The 18,532-nt window shown below is 53.1% G+C and carries 15 protein-coding genes; 14 read left to right on the forward strand and 1 reads right to left on the reverse strand.

Annotated features, from left to right (window positions below; translation table 11 throughout):
- Positions 1 to 126: 126 nt before the first annotated feature.
- The 8 genes from NFR57_RS03085 to NFR57_RS03120 all read left to right on the forward strand — a co-directional run bounded on the left by NFR57_RS03085 (position 127) and on the right by NFR57_RS03120 (position 9,905).
- Complete coding sequence (locus NFR57_RS03085) at positions 127 to 1,299, forward strand: NAD(P)-dependent malic enzyme (RefSeq protein ID WP_251182359.1); 1,173 nt, start codon at positions 127 to 129, stop codon at positions 1,297 to 1,299.
- Between the two features lie 19 nt (positions 1,300 to 1,318).
- Positions 1,319 to 2,020: an HAD family hydrolase gene (locus tag NFR57_RS03090; RefSeq protein ID WP_251182360.1), complete on the forward strand. Its 702-nt coding sequence runs from the start codon at positions 1,319 to 1,321 to the stop codon at positions 2,018 to 2,020.
- Between the two features lie 22 nt (positions 2,021 to 2,042).
- Entirely contained in the window at positions 2,043 to 2,954 is a 912-nt protein-coding gene (locus NFR57_RS03095; RefSeq protein ID WP_251182361.1) for a hypothetical protein, read from the forward strand.
- An 88-nt stretch (positions 2,955 to 3,042) separates the two neighbouring features.
- Positions 3,043 to 5,394, forward strand: a complete 2,352-nt coding sequence (gene lon / locus NFR57_RS03100) for an endopeptidase La (RefSeq protein WP_251182362.1) — start codon at positions 3,043 to 3,045, stop codon at positions 5,392 to 5,394.
- Positions 5,391 to 5,990: a ribosome biogenesis GTP-binding protein YihA/YsxC gene (gene yihA, locus NFR57_RS03105; protein ID WP_251182363.1), complete on the forward strand. Its 600-nt coding sequence runs from the start codon at positions 5,391 to 5,393 to the stop codon at positions 5,988 to 5,990. The genes lon and yihA overlap by 4 nt, the downstream gene beginning before the upstream one ends.
- Before the next feature lie 346 nt (positions 5,991 to 6,336).
- Positions 6,337 to 6,921 (forward strand): hypothetical protein, encoded by a 585-nt coding sequence (locus NFR57_RS03110; protein ID WP_251182364.1) that lies wholly within the window; start codon positions 6,337 to 6,339, stop codon positions 6,919 to 6,921.
- Between the two features lie 101 nt (positions 6,922 to 7,022).
- A complete protein-coding gene (locus NFR57_RS03115; RefSeq protein ID WP_251182365.1) occupies positions 7,023 to 7,712 on the forward strand; it encodes a metallophosphoesterase in 690 nt (229 codons plus the stop codon).
- A 39-nt stretch (positions 7,713 to 7,751) separates the two neighbouring features.
- Entirely contained in the window at positions 7,752 to 9,905 is a 2,154-nt protein-coding gene (locus NFR57_RS03120) for a glycoside hydrolase family 3 N-terminal domain-containing protein (RefSeq protein WP_251182366.1), read from the forward strand.
- 96 nt (positions 9,906 to 10,001) lie between these two features.
- Here the strand turns inward: NFR57_RS03120 and ilvA are convergent, their stop codons facing one another.
- Positions 10,002 to 11,195, reverse strand: a complete 1,194-nt coding sequence (gene ilvA, locus NFR57_RS03125) for a threonine ammonia-lyase (RefSeq protein ID WP_251182367.1) — start codon at positions 11,193 to 11,195, stop codon at positions 10,002 to 10,004.
- Between the two features lie 226 nt (positions 11,196 to 11,421).
- Here ilvA and NFR57_RS03130 point away from each other — a divergent pair, with 226 nt between their 5' ends.
- From NFR57_RS03130 to mraY, 6 genes are all read left to right on the forward strand, one after another.
- Complete coding sequence (locus tag NFR57_RS03130) at positions 11,422 to 11,910, forward strand: division/cell wall cluster transcriptional repressor MraZ (protein ID WP_251182368.1); 489 nt, start codon at positions 11,422 to 11,424, stop codon at positions 11,908 to 11,910.
- Positions 11,910 to 12,806, forward strand: coding sequence for a 16S rRNA (cytosine(1402)-N(4))-methyltransferase RsmH (gene rsmH / locus NFR57_RS03135; RefSeq protein ID WP_275557170.1), 897 nt, complete (start codon positions 11,910 to 11,912; stop codon positions 12,804 to 12,806). Before NFR57_RS03130 ends, rsmH begins: the two co-directional genes overlap by 1 nt.
- A gap of 12 nt (positions 12,807 to 12,818) precedes the next feature.
- Positions 12,819 to 13,583: a hypothetical protein gene (locus NFR57_RS03140; RefSeq protein ID WP_251182370.1), complete on the forward strand. Its 765-nt coding sequence runs from the start codon at positions 12,819 to 12,821 to the stop codon at positions 13,581 to 13,583.
- Between the two features lie 208 nt (positions 13,584 to 13,791).
- On the forward strand, positions 13,792 to 15,681 hold the full coding sequence (locus NFR57_RS03145) for a penicillin-binding transpeptidase domain-containing protein (protein WP_251182371.1): 1,890 nt from the start codon (positions 13,792 to 13,794) through the stop codon (positions 15,679 to 15,681).
- Positions 15,682 to 16,075: 394 nt separating this feature from the next.
- The gene (locus NFR57_RS03150; protein ID WP_251182372.1) at positions 16,076 to 17,515 is read left to right on the forward strand and encodes a UDP-N-acetylmuramoyl-L-alanyl-D-glutamate--2,6-diaminopimelate ligase; all 1,440 of its coding nucleotides are present in this window, start codon (positions 16,076 to 16,078) and stop codon (positions 17,513 to 17,515) included.
- Entirely contained in the window at positions 17,512 to 18,501 is a 990-nt protein-coding gene (mraY, locus tag NFR57_RS03155; protein WP_251182373.1) for a phospho-N-acetylmuramoyl-pentapeptide-transferase, read from the forward strand. Before NFR57_RS03150 ends, mraY begins: the two co-directional genes overlap by 4 nt.
- Positions 18,502 to 18,532: the final 31 nt, after the last annotated feature.

Consider the following 18,532-nt stretch of genomic DNA (forward strand, 5'->3'; position numbering starts at 1 on the left):
TCGGGGTGGGATAACCGATATTCGCGACGGTCAAACGATTGACAATATTGTCGAATTACTATAAAATTATTAGCGGTGGGCGCACGTATTGCGGCTGCCGCTAATATATTTTCGGGCGGAAGTTTTATGGACGTTTACGAAAAGTCTTTGCAAAAGCATTACGATTGGGCGGGCAAGCTCGAAGTTAAACTTCGCGCGCCTATCGAAACACTGGACGATCTTGCGTTGTGCTACACCCCCGGGGTGTCGCGCGCGTGTACCGTTATTGCGGAAGATCGCGATAAGGTTTTCGATCTTACGCGGCGGCACAACACGGTCGCGGTAATCACCGACGGCACGGCGGTTTTGGGCTTGGGCGACATCGGACCGGAAGCGGCTATGCCCGTTATGGAAGGGAAATGCGCGCTGTTTAAGGCGTTTGCGGACATTGATGCTACGCCCGTTTGCCTCGACACCAAGGACGCGGACGAAATCGTCAAAGTGGTTGCGGCAATTTCCAAGAGCTACGGCGGAATTAACCTCGAAGACATTTCCGCGCCGCGCTGTTTTGAAATAGAGCGGCGATTGAAAGAAATTTGCGATATTCCCGTATTTCACGACGATCAGCACGGCACTGCGATTGTCGCGGGCGCGGCGCTCATCAACGCTTTGCGGGTGGTGGGCAAGAACATTGCGGACGTGCGTATCGTCATTAACGGCGCGGGGAGCGCGGGCATAGCGATAGCAAAGTTTTTCCTTGCGCTCGGCGCGGGCGACGTTGTGTGCGTGGATAAGTGCGGCGCGCTGTGCGATGGCGAAAGTTATTCCAATCCCGCGCATGCGGAAATTTCCAAGCTGACCAACAAGAACAAACTGCGCGGCGCGCTTGCGGACGTTATTCGCGGCGCGGACGTGTTTTTGGGCGTGAGCGCGCCCAAGATTGTCACGGGCGAAATGATTAAAAGCATGGCGAAAGACCCTATTGTATTTCCGCTTGCCAATCCCGTGCCCGAAATAACGCGCGACGAAGCTATTGCCGCGGGCGCGGCGGTGGTCGGCACGGGCGCGTCCAATCAACCCAATCAGATTAACAACGTGTTGATGTTTCCCGGGATTTTCCGCGGCGCGCTCGACGTTAGGGCAAGCGACATCAACGAGCAAATGAAACTTGCGGCGGCGAACGCTTTGTCGTCGCTTGTTTCCGACGACGAGCTGTCGGCAAACTACATACTGCCCAATCCGCTCGACAAGCGGGTCGTTAAGGCTGTTGCGGCGGCGGTGAGCAAAGCGGCAAAGTCCGGCGGCGTGGCGCGCAAGTAGCGGAACGATAGGAGAAATTATGAAAGCGGTACTGTTCGATCTCGACGGCACGTTGTTGCCCATGGATCAAGACGTATTTAACAAAGCGTACTTCGGCGCGTTGTCAAAAAAACTTGCGCCGCGAGGGTATGAACCTAAATCGTTTATCGACTCGGTTTGGGCGGGCGTTATCGCTATGCTTCGAAACGACGGGAAATATACCAACGAGCAGGTTTTTTGGCGGACATTCGCGGGTTTGCTCGGCGATCGCGTTTTAGCCGATAAAAAATACTTCGACGAGTTTTATAGCGTCGATTTCAATAATCTTAAATCGGCGTGCGGGTTTAATCCCCAAGCGGGCGCGACTGTAAAGGCAATTAAGGCGCGCGGATATAAGATTATAATTGCGACAAATCCCGTTTTTCCGCGGATAGCGCAGGAAAACCGTTTGCGGTTTGCGGGCGTCGATTTGAACGACGTCGATTACATAACGTCTTACGAGCAATCGCATTACGGCAAGCCGAATCCTGAATATTATGCGGAAATTTTGCGGCATATGGATTTGCGCGCCGACGAATGTTTGATGGCGGGCAACGACATGACTGACGATATGGTTGCCGAAGATGTCGGCTTTAAAGTGTTCCTTTTGACCGATTGTCTTATAAACCACGACGGGAAAGATATTTCGCGCTACGCACGCGGCGGCTTTGACGATCTTTTGAAATTCGTCGATACTCTGTGACGGGTTTGCCTGCGGTGTGCGCATGATTAAGCGGGGAATCAAGAACTATTTTGTCAGCCTCAAATATGTGTTTACGCCGCTCGGTGCGTTTGCGCTCGGTATTGTTTTGGGGTTGAGTATTTTTGTGCCTTGCGTTATTTCCGCGGTGTCCGCGCTTTGCGACGACGTTGTCGAGATAGTCGGGGCGGTGGAAGTCGATTTCGATTCTATGTGGGCTTATATCGTTTCGGCGGTGCGCGCTCTCGATTGGAGCAATCCGCTCGAAGCGTTGAACACTGTTTTTACGGAGAAGTGGTTGACCGACACGCTTAACGGGTGTTTGGATAAGCTGTTGGGCGGAAAAACGGCTGTCGAGGCGCAAATTGCGGAAGCGGTAAGCGTGTGTCTGTCGTCAGTTCTGCTCGGCGCGATTGCGTTTGCGGCGTTTTCGGTTTTGGGGCTTGTCGGCGGGTTTTGGTTCACCAAATGGATTATTCGCCGAAATATAGCCAAACGCGGTATTTGGAAGTTTGTGCTTATGACGCTTGCGGACGCCGTTCTGTCCGCGGCGTTGATTGTAATAACGGCATGGCTTGCCGCCATGTGGTGGGCGAGCGCGTTTATTTCCGCGGTGGCGACCGTGCTGTTGGTGGGCGCGTTCGCGCTTGTCGAGGCGTATTTTGTTCACGGCAGAAACAAAGTGCCGTTTAAACAGGTTGTTAATTTTAAAAATCTGTTTAAATTGTTGCTGACAAACGTTATTGTTTTTTCGATTGCGTTTATAATTACAATCGTGTTGGTCGCTTTTAATGCCGTCGCGGGAATTTTTATAGGCGTGGCGTTTATTGCGATTGCGTTTATCGTTACGGGGCTTAACGCCGAGTCGTATGTCAAGGCGATCGCAGTCGAGGCGGCTGAAGCGGACGAAGAAGTCGATAAAAAAGTCGCGGCATAGCCGTTAGGCAACGGGTAAAGACTTGCCTGTCAAACAGTTGTAATTTTTCGACCGATGTGTTATACTTATTATCAGTCAGGTGGAAATTATGGATAACAAAGTAATTTACGACGCAGAAGATACGCAGTTGATTCAACCTGTAAAGACTTACAAAATGATCGCTTTCCGCGGGAAAGTGGTTTTCCCGGGGCAGGCGGTGCATTTCGATTTGGTACGCGACAAGTCGTATACCGCGATTAGTCAAGCCGTCGAGTCGGGGGAAAGCGTGTTTTTGGTCGCGCAAAAACGGGCGACTATGGTCAATCCCGCGCCGCAGGATATTTACCGCGTGGGCGTGCTTGCTACCATCAAACAGGTTCAACGCTTGCCGGGCGACGCTATGCGCGTCGTGTTTATCGCGGGTCGGCGCATGCAGATTGACAGCTACGTTTCGCTTAATCCGTACTTCGAGGTCACTCTTAAAGAATACGATTACGACCCCGACGAACCCGTTTACTTCGAGGCGATAAAACGTCGGCTCGACGAACAGTTTAAAGAGTACCGCCGTATCGATACAAAGATGCCGGGGGATGTTTTGAGTTCGCTCTCGGTTGACGACGGCGAGAAGTTTGTGTCCACGATTGCGAGCTATATTTTCTCGTCGGACAGCGAAAAACAGAACGTGTTGCAGACCAAAACTCTGTCGGCGCAGTACGAGCTGATTTTGACCTCTCTTGCCAAGGAAACGGAAATACGCGCCATGGAGAAGCGTATTACCGCGCGCGTGCGGCAGAACATAGATAAAAACCAAAAGGAATACTATATCCGCGAGCAAATTCGCGTGCTTAAAGAGGAGCTGGGCGAGGATGCGGACGAAATAGACGAACTGCGCGAAAAACTGCGCGGCATGAAAGACGAAATGCCGCAGACCGCTTACGAAAAAGCCGAAAAGGAAATTTCGCGGCTGGAAAAAATGAGTTCTTCAACGCCCGAAGCGAGCGTCGCTCGGTCGTATATAGAACTTCTTTTAGACATGCCGTGGCAAAAGTCTACCGTTGACGATATTTCTTTGGACTTCGCGCGAAAGGTGCTTGCCGAAGATCATTACGGTTTGGAAAAGGTCAAAGGTCGCATACTCGAATATCTTGCGGTCTTTAAGTTGACGCAGAACCTCAAAGCCCCCGTGCTGTGCTTTGTCGGTCCGCCCGGAGTGGGTAAGACGTCCATTGTGCGGTCGATTGCTCGCGCGGCGGGCAAGGAACTTGTTACAATGTCGCTCGGCGGTATTCACGACGAGGCGGAAATTCGCGGACACCGCAGGACTTACGTTGCGGCTATGCCGGGGCGGATTATCAACGGCATACGTCAAGCAAAGGTCAATAATCCCGTGTTCCTGTTGGATGAAATAGACAAGATGACGGCGGATATTCACGGCGACCCCGCATCCGCGCTCTTGGAAGTTTTGGATCCCAACCAGAACAATAATTTTAAAGACAACTACCTCGACATGCCGTTCGATTTGAGCAAGGTCATGTTTGTCACTACCGCCAATTCGCTCGACCCGTTGCCCGCGGCGCTCTTGGACAGACTGGAAGTTATCGAGCTGTCGGGCTATACTTACGAGGAGAAACTGCAAATCGCAAAGCGGTACTTAAAGCCCAAAGAAGTAAAAGCCAACGGACTGTCGGACGTTAAGGTCGATATGAGCGACGCGGTTATTTCGCATATTATTTCGTCGTACACGCGTGAGAGCGGCGTGCGCAATCTCGAACGGGAAATTGCGACCGTCATGCGCAAGATCGCGCTTAAAGTGGTGGAACAGGATCAAATCCCCGCGACGTTTAAAGTAAGCAAAAAGGACATAGCGGAATTTTTGGGTCCCGCAAAATACAAAGAAACTTCCGCCGTCGAAACCGACGAAGTCGGCGCGGCGACGGGGCTTGCTTGGACGAGCGTGGGCGGCGTTACGCTGTCTATCGAGGCGGCTATTATTTCGGGCGGCAAGGGCGAATTAAAGCTGACCGGCAGTCTGGGCGACGTTATGAAAGAATCGTGCCTCGCGGCGCTGTCGCTTGTTCGATCGCGCGCTGCGGAATACGGCGTTAAAGAAACGGCGTTTTCGGAGAACGACGTGCACTTGCATTTCCCCGAGGGCGCGACGCCAAAGGACGGACCGAGTGCGGGTATTACCATTGCTACCGCGCTGATGTCGGCTTTTTCCAAAAAGGCGGTTGCGCACGACGTAGCTATGACGGGCGAAGTCACGCTTCGCGGCAAGGTGTTAGCGATAGGCGGGCTTAAAGAAAAATCGCTCGCGGCGTTCCGCGCGGGGTATAAACGCTTGATAATCCCCAAAGAGAACGAAAAGGATTTGACCGACGTGCCCGACGAGGTCAAACAAAAAGTCAATATTATTACGGTCGAAAATATCGACCAAGTTTTTGCGGCTGTGCTCAAATGAGGGTTAAATCCGCAAGGTTTGTAAAAAGTTGCGCCGACCCGTCTGCGGCGGGCGAGTTTGCGCCGCAGATTTGCGTTGCGGGCAGGTCGAATTGCGGAAAATCGACTTTGCTTAATATGCTCATGGGCGCGCGGCTGTGCAAGACGAGCCAAACCCCCGGGCGCACTCGGCTTATCAATATTTTCGAGGTGACGGCGGATATTCCGTTCTTTTTTGTCGATCTTCCGGGGTATGGTTACAGCAAGGCGCACCGCAGTCTGTCCGATGAGTGGAACGAGCGCACCGATAAATATTTTAAGTGCGGTAACGACATTGCGCAAGTGCTTTGCCTTATGGACATAAGGCGGGAAGAACCGTCCGACCTCGACAAGGTTTTAATAAACTACTTGCGCGATTTGGGTTTGCCGTTTACGGTCGTGTTGACCAAGGCGGATAAGTTGAGCCGCGCGCAGACGGGTAAAGCTGTTATCAAGATAGCCGCCGCGCTCGGGTTGGCGCGCGACAATCTTATAGTCACGAGCGGCGAGAGCGGCGCAGGCAAGGACGCTTTGCTCGATCGTATACGTAGCGTTTTGGAAGTCAATCAACCTTTGTAAGTTTGTTTATGTTACATATTCGATAATTTATCGAGAGTGCGGTTAAGTTCCGCGCTCTTTTTTTGCTTATCTGCAATAATTCAACTAACGGTAAAGCGTATTCAACCGATAGTTGAGTTTAGGATATATAAGCGAACTTTACGATTGCCGCAACGGGAAAATGCTCGGTAAGTGCGCCGCGGCGAGAGTGACGCTCACGTCAAGACAACGTCACGGTTGATTCGATTATAGCGTTTATAGGCGAGGCAGTCAAGTTCGACTGATATTGCAAACGCGAATATTACAGGACACATAACGGCAACCGTTTGCATATATATTGTATAGCAAAATTGTATGCGGAGGCGGTATGGCGGTTAAAGCGGGTTGCGACGGGAATTTTCAGGACGGACTGTGCTGTCGCATGGTCATAGAAACCAAGCGCGTGTTTGACGGTTGCGCGTTTACGGACGAAAACGTTTCGTTGGCGTTGACCACCGAACAGCAAATTCCGCAACAGGCGGTGTTTGTGTCGGCGCGCGTTATCGACAGCGAGCTTATCGACTATGTCGTCACCAACGGCGCAGACGGGTGTTGCAGGGTGTGCGGCGATATTGTTACGCGTTTTGCCGTTACATATTCGGTCAACGGCGTGCTAACCACCGTGCAGGCGGTACACCGCGCAAGCAGGGAAGTATTATTGCATTTGCCGAGCGCCGATTCGCTCGTGCCGTATTCGATAGAGGTCAAGTCGTATATGTCGGTTGCGAGCGGCGCGATTATCGGTCCCAATGCAGTCGGCATTTCGGGCTGTCTGTTACAGATTATAAAAGTCACCGCGCCCGTCGATATTCTTGTGCCGACTTACGGATATTGTAAATATCCGCCTTGCACCGGTTGCGTTTGTCAAGGCATAAGAACGCGCATGTTCCCCTCGTTCGACGGTAACGATTGACGCAGTCCGCAAAAAGTCGCACGGCGCGATTTTGCGGCGGCGCGGCGGCGTTTTGCGGTTGTTCGATTGACTTTGCGCGCGCAAGGTGATATAATGCGCGTATGAATATTTACGCAATTTCCGACTTGCATTTGTCGATTAACAATCCCAAGCCAATGGATATATTCGGCGCGGTTTGGGATAACTATTTGGACGATATAGAAAAGTCGCTCGACGGAGTTCAGCCCGACGATCTCGTTTTAATCGCGGGCGATTTAAGCTGGGCAATGACGCTCGACGCGGCTGTGCCCGATCTTAAATACATAGGCGGAATTTCGGCGGGCAAAAAGATTATCACGCGCGGCAACCACGATTATTGGTGGAAGGGTATTAACGCCGTTCGCGCCGCGTTGCCCGAAAACGTGTTTGCTATTCAAAACGACTGTATGAAGTTCGGCGACGTTATAGTGTGCGGCAGTCGAGGTTGGAGCGCCGACGACAAGTCGGAGGACGGCAAACGCCTGTACGCGCGCGAACTGTTGCGCATGGAGATGTCGCTTCAAGCCATGAAAAAAATGCGCGGCGAGGGCGATCGCGTTATTTTTATGATTCACTATCCGCCGTTCAACGTGCGGTTCGAGGACACACCCGTCACCGAACTTTTTGAAAAGTACGGCGTGGACGCCGTCGTTTACGGGCATTTGCACGGCAAAAACTGTTACGCCAAAAAACTGATAGACAAACACGGCATTAAATACTATCTTACGTCATGCGACCAAGTGGCTAACCGCGCGGTCAAAATAGAGGTTTGATTGCATTTAATTACGCCGTTTACGGTACGAGGAGCTTTTATGAAAGAAAAGGACAAAAAACTCACCGACATTATTGACGGAATGTCGCTCGAAGATAAAGCGTTGATGCTTACGCAATATCCGATTGACAGCATTTGCGGCAACAAGGAAATTGTGACGGGCTGTTGGGATATGGACGGCATGACGAACGACATGATTATGCGCGTCGGCACGGTCTTGAACGTGGCTAACGGCGAAACAGCCGATCGTATTCGCGCTATCCGCAAAGAAAACGGAATAGACGATCCGCTCATGTTTATGCTCGACGTTATTCACGGCTACCGCACGATTTTTCCTATTCCGCTTGCCATGGCGTGCAGTTTCGACACGGAACTTGTGGAGGAGTGCGCGCGCATTGCCGCGGTCGAGGCGGCGGCGGACGGCGTGGACGCGACGTTTTCACCCATGGTGGACCTTGCGCGCGACGCGCGGTGGGGGCGCGTTATGGAAACTGCGGGCGAGGATCCGTATCTCGGCGGAGAAATGGGCAAAGCCTATATTCGCGGTTATCACAACGGCGGGCTTGCGTGTTGCGTCAAGCATTTTGCGGCTTACGGCGCGGCGGAGGGCGGCAGGGATTACGACACGACCGACGTTTCGGAGAGAAATCTTAACGAATACTATTTGCGCGCGTACTGCGAGTGCGTTAAAGAAAAGCCGGAAATGTTTATGTCGTCGTTCAATCTTCTCAACGGCAAACCGCTGTTGGCTCACCCCGAACTCACCGTAGACAAGCTACGCGACGAATGGGGGTTTGACGGCGTGCTCATATCCGACTACAACGCGGTGCGGGAACTCAACGTTCACGGCTATGCGGCTACGCCGCGCGACTGCGCTTTGACAGCGTTCAATGCCGAGCTTGATATAGAAATGTGTTCGCCGTGCTATGCGAACAATTTGCCCGACCTTGTGCGCGAGGGCGTTGTTGACGAAAAGTCGCTCGACGAAAAAGTTTATCGCGTATTAAAGATGAAAGACCGTTGCGGGCTGTACGACATCGATAAATCGACCGACACCCAAAAACGCGATAAAATTACGCTGTGCGAGGAGTTTCGCGCCGCGGCGAAAAAAGCGGAGGAGCGGTCGTGCGTTTTGCTCAAAAACGACGGCGTTTTGCCGTTGAAAAAGAGCGCGAATATCGCGCTCGTCGGACCGTTCGCCGACGAAAAATACATATTCGGGCATTGGGCGTCTACTGGTCGCGCCGACGACGTTGTGACGGTAAAACAGGGAATAGAGCGCACTCTCGGTCGCACCGTAGAGAGCGAAAAGGGTTGTTCTTACGACTTGCTGTCCGACGACGAGAGCGGTTTTGACGCCGCGGTGCGGTTTGCGCAAAATTCGGACGTGATAGTTGCGTGCGTGGGCGAACACATGTACAATTCGGGCGAATCTCATTCGCGCGCCGACATTGCTTTGCCCAAGGTGCAGACAGCGTTGTTGCGCAGGCTTAAAACGCTGGGCAAGCCCGTCGTACTCGTCGTGTTCGGCGGCAGACCGCTTGCGCTCACGGATGTGTTGCCGCTTGCCGACGCGGTGTTATATGCGTGGCAGGGCGGCACGGAGTGCGGAAGCGCGATTGCTTCGCTGTTGTACGGCGACGCTGTGCCGAGCGCAAAAACCGTCATGAGTTTTCCGCGCAGTTCGGGACAGTGCCCGATTTACTACAATCATTTTCAAACGGGCAGACCGCGCGCAAGCGGCAAGCCCGCCGTGTTGAGCGGAGATATTTGCACGGTAGGTTACGACGACGAATATAACGATCCGCTGTTTCCGTTCGGCTACGGCTTGTCGTACACGACGTTCGACTATTCGGATTTAAAACTCGACAAAGCCAAAATGCGCCGCGACGGAAAAATCGCGGCGACTGTTACGGTGAATAACACGGGCGATCGCGACGGCACGGAAATTGTGCAGTGGTACATACGCGATAAGTTCGCGTCAGTCGTCCGTCCCGTAAAGGAGCTTAAAGGCTACGAACGCGTCGAGCTTAAAGCGGGCGAGAGCAAAACCGTGCGTTTTGAAATAACAAAAGATACGTTGGCGTTTTTCACCGACGGCGGAGCGTTCGACGCAGAGAGCGGCGACTTCGATTTGTTTGTCGGCGGCAATTCGCGCGACTGTTTGCAAACGGGATTCTCGCTCGTCGATTGACGAATAAAATAAAAATCAAGAATACGAATTAAAAATAAAAGTTTGCTTTAAGCAAACTTTTATTTTACGTGAATATTTTTTGTGGTGGAGGAAATGTTATTGCAATTTATATCCCGCGTGTTTGAGCGCGGTGACGACGCGCTCGCCGTGCTGTTTGCCCGACACTTCGCAGGTGATGTGCAACAGCGTTTCGTTAAGCGACAGTTCCGTATTGACGCGGTCGTACTGTATGGCGATTACGTTCGCGCCCTGTATCGCCAAAATTCGGCTCACCGCTTCGAGCGACCCCGGTTTGTCGGACAGCGTTACCGACAGGCGTATCTGCCGTCCGCGGCTTATAAGCCCGCGCTCTATTATTTTGTGTATAAAGCTGACGTCGATATTTCCGCCCGACAACAGGCACACCGTGGTTTTGCCCTTTAAAAAAGGGTAGCGCTCGCAAAGCACCGCGGCAAGCCCTGCCGCGCCCGCAGGCTCTACAATTTCCTTGGCGCGCTCTATAAGCGAGATTATTGTCGAAGCTATTTCGTCGTCGGTCACGGTCAAAACCCCGTCGGCGTATTTGTCGATGTATTTCATAGTTGCGTCGCCGGGGCGTTTTACGGCTATGCCGTCGGCAATGGTGTATATGCTGTCCAGTGCTATTACGGAGTTTTTATAGGACGCGGCAATAGCCGCCGCGCCCGTTGCCTGCACGCCGTAAACCTTTACGTCGGGGCGCAAACTCTTTACTGCAAACGCCACGCCCGCGAGCAGTCCGCCGCCGCCTGCGGGAACAAGCACCGTTTCGACCTGCGGCATGTCATCCAGTATTTCCAGCCCAACCGTGCCTTGACCGGCTATTATATCCTCGTGGTCGAACGGGGGAATAAACACGCCGCCGACGTCGCGGCACGCGGCAATAGCCGCCGCTTGCGCGTCGTCGAACACGTCGCCGCATAGCACGACTTCCGCGCCGTAACCCTCGGTAGCGGCAATCTTGGCTATCGGCGTGGACAGCGGCATATATATAACAGCTTTCACGTTGCGCCGCGCCGCGGCATACGCCACGCCCTGCGCGTGGTTGCCCGCCGAACAACTGAAAACCTTGACGCTTGGATCAAGGTCGAGTTTGCTTATCATGTTGAGCGCGCCGCGCACCTTAAACGAACCCGTTTTTTGCAGGTTTTCGCATTTTAAAAACACTTTACCGCCCGCAATGCGTGAAAATGTTTCGGACATTTCCAGCGGGGTATGGTGAACCGTTCCGTCAAGCCGAGCTCGGGCGTCGTAAATATCTTGCAATTTCATAGCGATTGTATTATAATACAGTGCGGAAGATATGTCAAGACCTATCGCGCCTCGACGGCTTCCCGCGCGCGACGTTATTCTCGGTTTGCGTCGCATTTTCGGGCGCAAGTGTCGCGTTTCGACACTATAAGATAGGCTATTAAGTCGAACATTGTGTTATATATGTGCGACTGATACAAAAAATAAGCTAATTTTGGTCAAAAAGGGTTGACAGTGGTCATGGTGTGTGGTACAATACTCTCATATCGGGCATATTTTGCCGAGAGGAAGTACCAAATTGTTTTACGGGCAGTTTCATCACCAATTAGACGATAAGGGACGGTTAAGAATACCGCCCGCTTTTCGCAAGCTGCTCGGCGACAATCCCATGATATTTTGCAGTTTCGAGAAGTGCTTGTTTCTGTACAAGGGCGAGGACTTTGACAAGCTGGTAAAAGAGCGGTTTATGAACGCAGACTTGCTCGACACCGATATGAACGACATAAAGCGCGCGATATTTTCGTCCACGCAACCTCTTGCCGAGGACAAGCAGGGCAGGGTTTCGCTCAATCAGGCGTTTATAGAACAGTGCGGAATGGGCAAGAATCTTATATCGATAGGCGCGCTCGACCGCGTGGAAATTTGGGACGAGGACGTGTACAAAGAACACATGCAGTCCATCGACTACAAAAAGATAGTTGCGCCGTTCACTGCGGCGAGGAACGGTAACGGTTGATGTATCACGTTCCTATAATGCGCGATCGCATTACGCAACTGTTGCAGGTTGAGCGCGGCGGACTGTACTTGGACGCGACGCTCGGCGGCGGCGGACATTCGCAAGCCATACTCGACGCGGGCGGTCGGGTGGTCGCAATAGACCGCGACGACGACGCGATTGAATATTGTAAAGCCCACGTCACGGGCGACATTACGTACATTAAAGGTCAATACGAAAACGCGGCAACTTTGCTCGAAGGCGTCGGCGTAACGAAAATAAGCGGGGCGGTCATGGACTGCGGAGTAAGTTCGCACCAACTCGACGCGCCCGACCGCGGATTTTCGTACATGCACGACGGCGCGCTCGACATGCGCATGGACAGGCGGCAAAAATTTTCGGCATACGACGTTATTAACGGGTATTCCGAGGAACAGTTGACCGACATAATTCGGCGTTACGGCGAGGAGAGTTTTGCTCGGAGGATTGCGGGTGCGATAGTAAAGCGGCGCGCGCAACAACCGATTGAACGCACGGTCGAGCTTGCGGAACTGATCCGCGCGTCGGTGCCGTATCGCAAGAACGGTCACCCCGCAAAAAAGACGTTCCAAGCTGTGCGCATAGAAGTCAACGGCGAGCTAAAAGGGCTGTACGACGCGATTTGCGGCATTTTCGGGCTGATAGAGCGCGGCGGACGGTTCGCGGTGCTGTCATTCCACTCGCTGGAAGACCGCATTGTAAAAGCCGCGTTCAAGGAGTTTGCAACCGACTGTATATGTCCGAAGCGTATTCCTGTATGCGTGTGCAACCACCTCGCGACGGGCAAGACGGTGTGCAAAGAGAAACCGTCCGAACAGGAACAGACCTTAAACCCACGCAGCGCCAGCGCGACGTTGCGAGTAACCGAAAAACTTTAAGGAAGGTGTAACATGATTACAACCAAACGTCAGATAAGAAGAGATACCGACCGCTTCGGCGGGTACGGAACGGAGAGCGCACGCTCTGCGGTTATTTCCGATTACGACAATATCGGCAACTTTGCCGCGCCTTCCGTCGAACAAAACCGAAACGTCGGCAACAGCCTTATCATGACCGACGCGGACGTCGATATAAGAAACGCGCAACCCCAAACCGCGCAACCGACATATACTACGCTCAACGTCGCTCCGCCCGTTACGGAACGCCCGATCGCCGCGGAAGTCCCGCCCCGTCCCGTAAGAGAGCAAGCGCCGAGAGAGCGCGAGGACATTTTGCCCACGGTCAAAACGCGCAAGTATGCTACCGAGAACCGCGCGGAGGAGGAGAAACCCGCCGAAGCCGCGGTGCGTCGCGAACATCGCGCGCTCCAGCCGCGCACCAAAGTTTTGCTTTGCGTGTATGTAGCGGTCGCGCTCGTGCTTGCGATAGCGGTTATTGCGACGGGCGTATCCATTTCGAGAGCGACCGCGCAAGCTGATTCGATGATCTTGCAAATCAATCAAAAACAAGCAATTATAGTCGAACAGGAAAAAGAGCTTGCAACTGCGCTCGACGCGGACGCTATTCGCGGCAAAGCCGAGCAAATGGGCATGGTAAGCGCGGGCGACCCGACGTACACCGCGCCCGACGCGCCCAGCTATGAATATCCTGAAGCGGACGAGCATACCAACTGGTTCGATAAGTTGTGCGAATGGACGTCCAAAATATTCGGTTAATCAAGCAAGTTAATAACAATTATAACTTACAGCCGTCGCTTTATTACAGCGGCGGTTTTTGTATTGTTGCGGCGTTGGTTTTGTCGCTGTTTTGTGCGGCGGGGTTGCGGTGAAAAATGTTGCGGACAGTCGGGTTTTTCGGTTAATCGGCTCGCGGTAAAATAATCGGGCGCGGCGCGGCATATACATAGCCGATAGAGGTGTGTGTATGAAAGCAAGCGCGTCGGTAATGAGGAAAAGAATACTTGTAGCGTTTATCGCGCTCGCGGCGGTGTTTATTGCGCTGTTCGGGCGGCTGTTCTATTTGCAGATAATAGACGGCGGGTGGTTGCGCGCAAAGGCGGCGGAACAGTGGTACCGCGATTTGCCGCTAAAAGCCGCGCGCGGAAAGATTTTCGATTGCAACGGCGAAACGCTTGCCGACAGCAAGGACGTGTTTACGCTGTACGCGCGCCCCAACGCAGTCAAGGATAAGACTGCGGTCGCGACGGAAATCGCAGAGGCGCTTGACATGGAATATCAGACGGTGTTCGACAAACTAAATACCAACGTCGGCGAGGTCACTGTTAAGCGCAAGATCGACGCGCAGTCCGCTTACGAACTGCGCAAAAAGAACATAAGCGGGCTTTATTACACTCTCGACACGCAGCGAAACTATCCGTTCGGCAATTCGCTCGCGCAAATTTTGGGCTTTACGAATATAGACAATGCGGGGCAGTCGGGCATCGAAAGCTATTACGACAAGTATCTTACGGGCGTGGACGGGTTTGCATATACTTCCACAGACATGGCGGGGCGCGAATTGGAGTCCAGCGTTACGAAGTACGTGCCGAGTATTCCCGGGTGCAACGTCACGCTGTCGGTGGACAGCAATATACAGAGCTTTGCGGACAGCGCGGTGATAGCGGCGGCAACCGAGTTTTTGGCGAAGTCCGCGTCGATGATTGTCATGGACGTGAACACGGGCGGCATACTCGCCATGTCCAAAAGTCCGTCGTTCGACCTTAACGACCCGCCGCGCAACGACCTCGATCTTTTGAACGAGCTGTCACGCAACACGATGATAGTCGATATGTACGAACCGGGGTCAACTTTTAAAATTTTCACGACCGCCGCCGCGCTCGAAGCGGGCGTTGTGGGCGATAACGATACATTTTTTTGCGCGGGATCGAGAACGGTCGACGGGCAACGGATACGCTGTTGGCGATCGATAGGTCACGGCAGTCAACACCTTGCCGAGGGCGTTAAAAACTCGTGCAACTGCGTGTTTATGGACTTGGCGTTGCGCCTCGGCACGTCGCGCTTTTATTCGGCATTGCGAAATTTCGGCATGGGTCAAAAGACGGGCGTTGACTTTACGGGCGAGAGCAGCGGCATGATGATGAAAGAAGACAACGTCAAAACGGTCGATCTTGCGCGTATCGGCTTCGGTCAAGCGGTGGCGGTAACTCCGTTACAGCTAATAACGGGCGTTTGCTCGGTTATAAACGGCGGCACGCTGTATAAGCCGTACTTGGTTGCCTCGGTAGATTCATACGACGGGAAAAACCTCGCTACGCGCGAGCCTCAACCCGTCCGTCGAACGGTAAGCGAAGCTACGTCGCAAAAAATGCGCGACTATCTTGTGGGCGTCGTCGCGAACGGCGGCGGAAGCAAAGCGGGCGTTGCCGGTTACTCTGTCGGCGGCAAAACGGGCACGGCGCAAAAGTATGCGGGCGGCACGATAGCGCAGGGCAAATACATTTCGTCGTTTATCGGGTTTGCGCCCGCGGAAAATCCCAAGTACGCCGTGCTCATGATAGTAGACGAACCGCAAGGCTATATGTATTACGGCAGTCTTGTCGCCGCGCCGTATGCGGGCAATGTGTTCTCCAAAATTTTCGACTATACCGCGCTCCCGCCGTCTATGCTCGCCGAAATAGAATACGCGATTATGCCCGACGTCATAGGCAAACCCGTCGTGGACGCTGTAAAAGAACTGGAAGACGCGGGTTTGCACGCGGAGCTTGTGGGCGAGGGCGAAAAAGTTACGGCGCAAACGCCCGTGCCTCAAACCAAAATCGCCAAAAACGACGCCGTGCTCGTCCGCGCGGAGTAAATAAGGTTTATATCGATTGTTATACAAGTGCGGCTTTACCCCCATCATTTCGACCGAAGCGAGGAACGAGCGGAGCGGAGAAATCAAGGCGTTAGCCGCACTTATGGGATAGTAGGGGGTGTGGGTGTTGGTAATTGTCGCGCTACAATGCGGCGGTTCGCCTTGATTCCTCGGCAAGCTCGGAATGATGGGGGTGTGTGGGCTTTATCTCTCTAATTTTAACCGATAAATATCACAATGCGAAAAACCCAACAGCCGTGAAGACGAAACTATCGATACAAACGTCACTCCGCTTTGATGCGGTGTCGAAATATGTTAATGTTTGCAAAACTGTGCCGCGCCGATATTTGGCGGGTACAATAGACATATACTAATGTCAGGGAGCGGGAATATTATGCGCTTATCGGAATTGGAATTATGTGAGAGCGGCGACGTCGCCGACATAGAAGTTACGGGGCTTGCGACGGACAGTTCGCGGGTCGGCGCGGGCTGTGTTTTTTTCTGTCTTGTCGGCAAAGAGAACGACGGGCACACGTTCGCGGCGGACGCGGTAGCGCGCGGCGCGGCGGCGATTGTGGTAGAGCGGCGGTTGGCAATAGACGTGCCGCAGATAGAGGTTGACGACGCGCGGCACGCGCTCGCAATAGCGGCAGCGGCGTTTTACGGTTATCCGTCCAAACGCCTTAAAATGATAGGCGTAACAGGCACGAACGGCAAAACGACCACGACGTATATTATAAAAAGCATAATAGAAGCGGCGGGGCACAGTTGCGGACTGATAGGCACCAACGCAATAGAGTATTGCGGAAACAAGTTCGACGCGGGACTGACGACGCCCGACCCGATAGATCTACATTCCACGCTTAAAGACATGGCGGACGCGGGCGTGGAGTATGCGGTTATGGAAGTATCGGCGCACGCGCTCGCGCTTAAAAAGATAGACGGCATTATGTACGAAGTCGCGGCGTTCTCCAACTTTTCGCGCGACCACCTCGACTTTTTCGGCGATATGAACAGTTATGCGGCGGCGAAAAAAAGCTACTTCACGCCCGACCACGCGCGCGCGGCTGTCATCAATGCGGACGACGGACTGGGCGCGGAAATAGCGCACGAAACCAAACTTCCGACCGTGACTTACGGCGTGGACAATCCGTCCGACGTGTTCGGTATCGATCCCGAAATGAGCGCATACGGACTGTCGTATCTTATAAACATGTCGGACAGCGTGGGAAAGGTCAAGTTCAGTCTTACGGGCAGGTTCAACATGTACAACACGCTGTGCGCGGCGGCGGTCGCGCAGTCGCTGGGCTTTACTCTCGCCTCGGTGATCGGCGGCATACGCAATATAAAGAAGATCGACGGTCGGTTCAACATAATAAACACCGCCAAATGCAGTGTGATTATCGACTTTGCGCATACCGACGACGGTATAGCGAATATCCTCCGCGCAATCCGCGAGTTTGCGCCCGCGCGCATAATAACGGTGTTCGGCTGCGGCGGCAATCGCGACAAAACCAAACGCGCGGTCATGGGCAAAATCGTTTCGCAAATGAGCGATTGGTGTTTTGTCACGAGCGACAACCCGCGGTTCGAGCCGCCGCTCGATATAATCAATCAGATAGTCGGCGGTATCAAAGAAATAGGCGGAACAAACTATACGCCGGTAGTTGACAGAAAGGAAGCGATCCGCGCCGCCATAGAAAACGCGAACAAGGACGATATTGTGCTTATCGCGGGCAAGGGTGCGGAACGCTATAACGACGTTATGGGCAGACGCCAACCGTACAACGACGAGCAATACGTGCTCGAAATAGCGGGGGAGTTCGGGTTTTGATTGCTGTAATCTGCGGATTTCTGACCGCGTTTGCGGTCGGCATGCTGTTAATCCCGATAAATATTCGGCTGGTAAAACGACTGAAAGCGGGACAACCCATACTGTCGTATGTGGACAACCATAAAGCAAAGCAGGGCACTCCGACTATGGGCGGCGCGTCGATTGTGCTTGCGCTGTTGCCCGCACTGTTCTTTACCCGTCACGGCGACAAAACGTCCTACGTCATTTTAATAGTGACAGTCGGTTACGCGCTCGTTGGGTTTATAGACGACTTTATAAAAGTGCGGTACAAGAACAACAAGGGTTTGTCCGCAGTACAAAAAATTATATTTCAAGTCATGCTCGCGACGATCGTTGCCGTTTACGCGTACTATGCCGAAAACGTCGGATCGACTGTATACGCGCCGTTCATGCCCAAACAACTCGAACTCGGTCGGCTCGCGCCCGTCTACTATATTTTTATATTCTTGGCGTTTACAAACTCGGTCAACCTTACCGACGGACTGGACGGGCTTGCCGCGTCGGTGACGGCGACCAACGCATTGTTTTGCGCGGTGATGCTGGGCGTTGCGTTTTTCGCGGGCGCGCTTGTAGGCGACGGCGCGTTCAATATGATAGTGCTGTGCGCCGCGCTCGTCGGCAGTCTTTTGGCGTTTTTGTGCTTTAACACTCATCCCGCAAAAATATTCATGGGCGATACTGGATCGCTCGCGCTCGGCGGGTTTTTGGCATGCGTGGCGGTGCTCGGAAAAATGTCGCTATCCATGTTGCTCGTCGGCGTTATGTACGTGTTGACCAGCCTGTCGGTTATTATCCAAGTCGTGTATTTTAAACTCACGCACGGCAAGCGCGTGTTTTTAATGGCTCCGCTCCACCACCACTTCGAGCGCAAAGGCGTGTTCGAGGGCAAAATAGCGGTTATATATACGCTCGTAACATTTGTTTGCGGCGCAGTGACGGTCGCGCTTATGCTCGCACTGTACTGATTGCAAGCGGTCGAAATTATACGGTTAATAA

Source organism: Anaerocaecibacter muris (genome assembly GCF_943192945.1).
GTDB lineage: Bacteria > Bacillota > Clostridia > Christensenellales > Pumilibacteraceae > Anaerocaecibacter > Anaerocaecibacter muris.

What these genes read in the sequence shown, in the direction of transcription:
- NFR57_RS03085 (WP_251182359.1), top strand. Translation starts at nt 127, where the DNA reads ATGGACGTTTACGAAAAGTCTTTGCAAAAGCATTACGATTGGGCGGGC.
- NFR57_RS03090 (WP_251182360.1), top strand. Translation starts at nt 1,319, where the DNA reads ATGAAAGCGGTACTGTTCGATCTCGACGGCACGTTGTTGCCCATGGAT.
- NFR57_RS03095 (WP_251182361.1), top strand. Translation starts at nt 2,043, where the DNA reads ATGATTAAGCGGGGAATCAAGAACTATTTTGTCAGCCTCAAATATGTG.
- lon (WP_251182362.1), top strand. Translation starts at nt 3,043, where the DNA reads ATGGATAACAAAGTAATTTACGACGCAGAAGATACGCAGTTGATTCAA.
- yihA (WP_251182363.1), top strand. Translation starts at nt 5,391, where the DNA reads ATGAGGGTTAAATCCGCAAGGTTTGTAAAAAGTTGCGCCGACCCGTCT.
- NFR57_RS03110 (WP_251182364.1), top strand. Translation starts at nt 6,337, where the DNA reads ATGGCGGTTAAAGCGGGTTGCGACGGGAATTTTCAGGACGGACTGTGC.
- NFR57_RS03115 (WP_251182365.1), top strand. Translation starts at nt 7,023, where the DNA reads ATGAATATTTACGCAATTTCCGACTTGCATTTGTCGATTAACAATCCC.
- NFR57_RS03120 (WP_251182366.1), top strand. Translation starts at nt 7,752, where the DNA reads ATGAAAGAAAAGGACAAAAAACTCACCGACATTATTGACGGAATGTCG.
- ilvA (WP_251182367.1), bottom strand. Translation starts at nt 11,195, where the DNA reads ATGAAATTGCAAGATATTTACGACGCCCGAGCTCGGCTTGACGGAACG.
- rsmH (WP_275557170.1), top strand. Translation starts at nt 11,910, where the DNA reads ATGTATCACGTTCCTATAATGCGCGATCGCATTACGCAACTGTTGCAG.
- NFR57_RS03140 (WP_251182370.1), top strand. Translation starts at nt 12,819, where the DNA reads ATGATTACAACCAAACGTCAGATAAGAAGAGATACCGACCGCTTCGGC.
- NFR57_RS03145 (WP_251182371.1), top strand. Translation starts at nt 13,792, where the DNA reads ATGAAAGCAAGCGCGTCGGTAATGAGGAAAAGAATACTTGTAGCGTTT.
- NFR57_RS03150 (WP_251182372.1), top strand. Translation starts at nt 16,076, where the DNA reads ATGCGCTTATCGGAATTGGAATTATGTGAGAGCGGCGACGTCGCCGAC.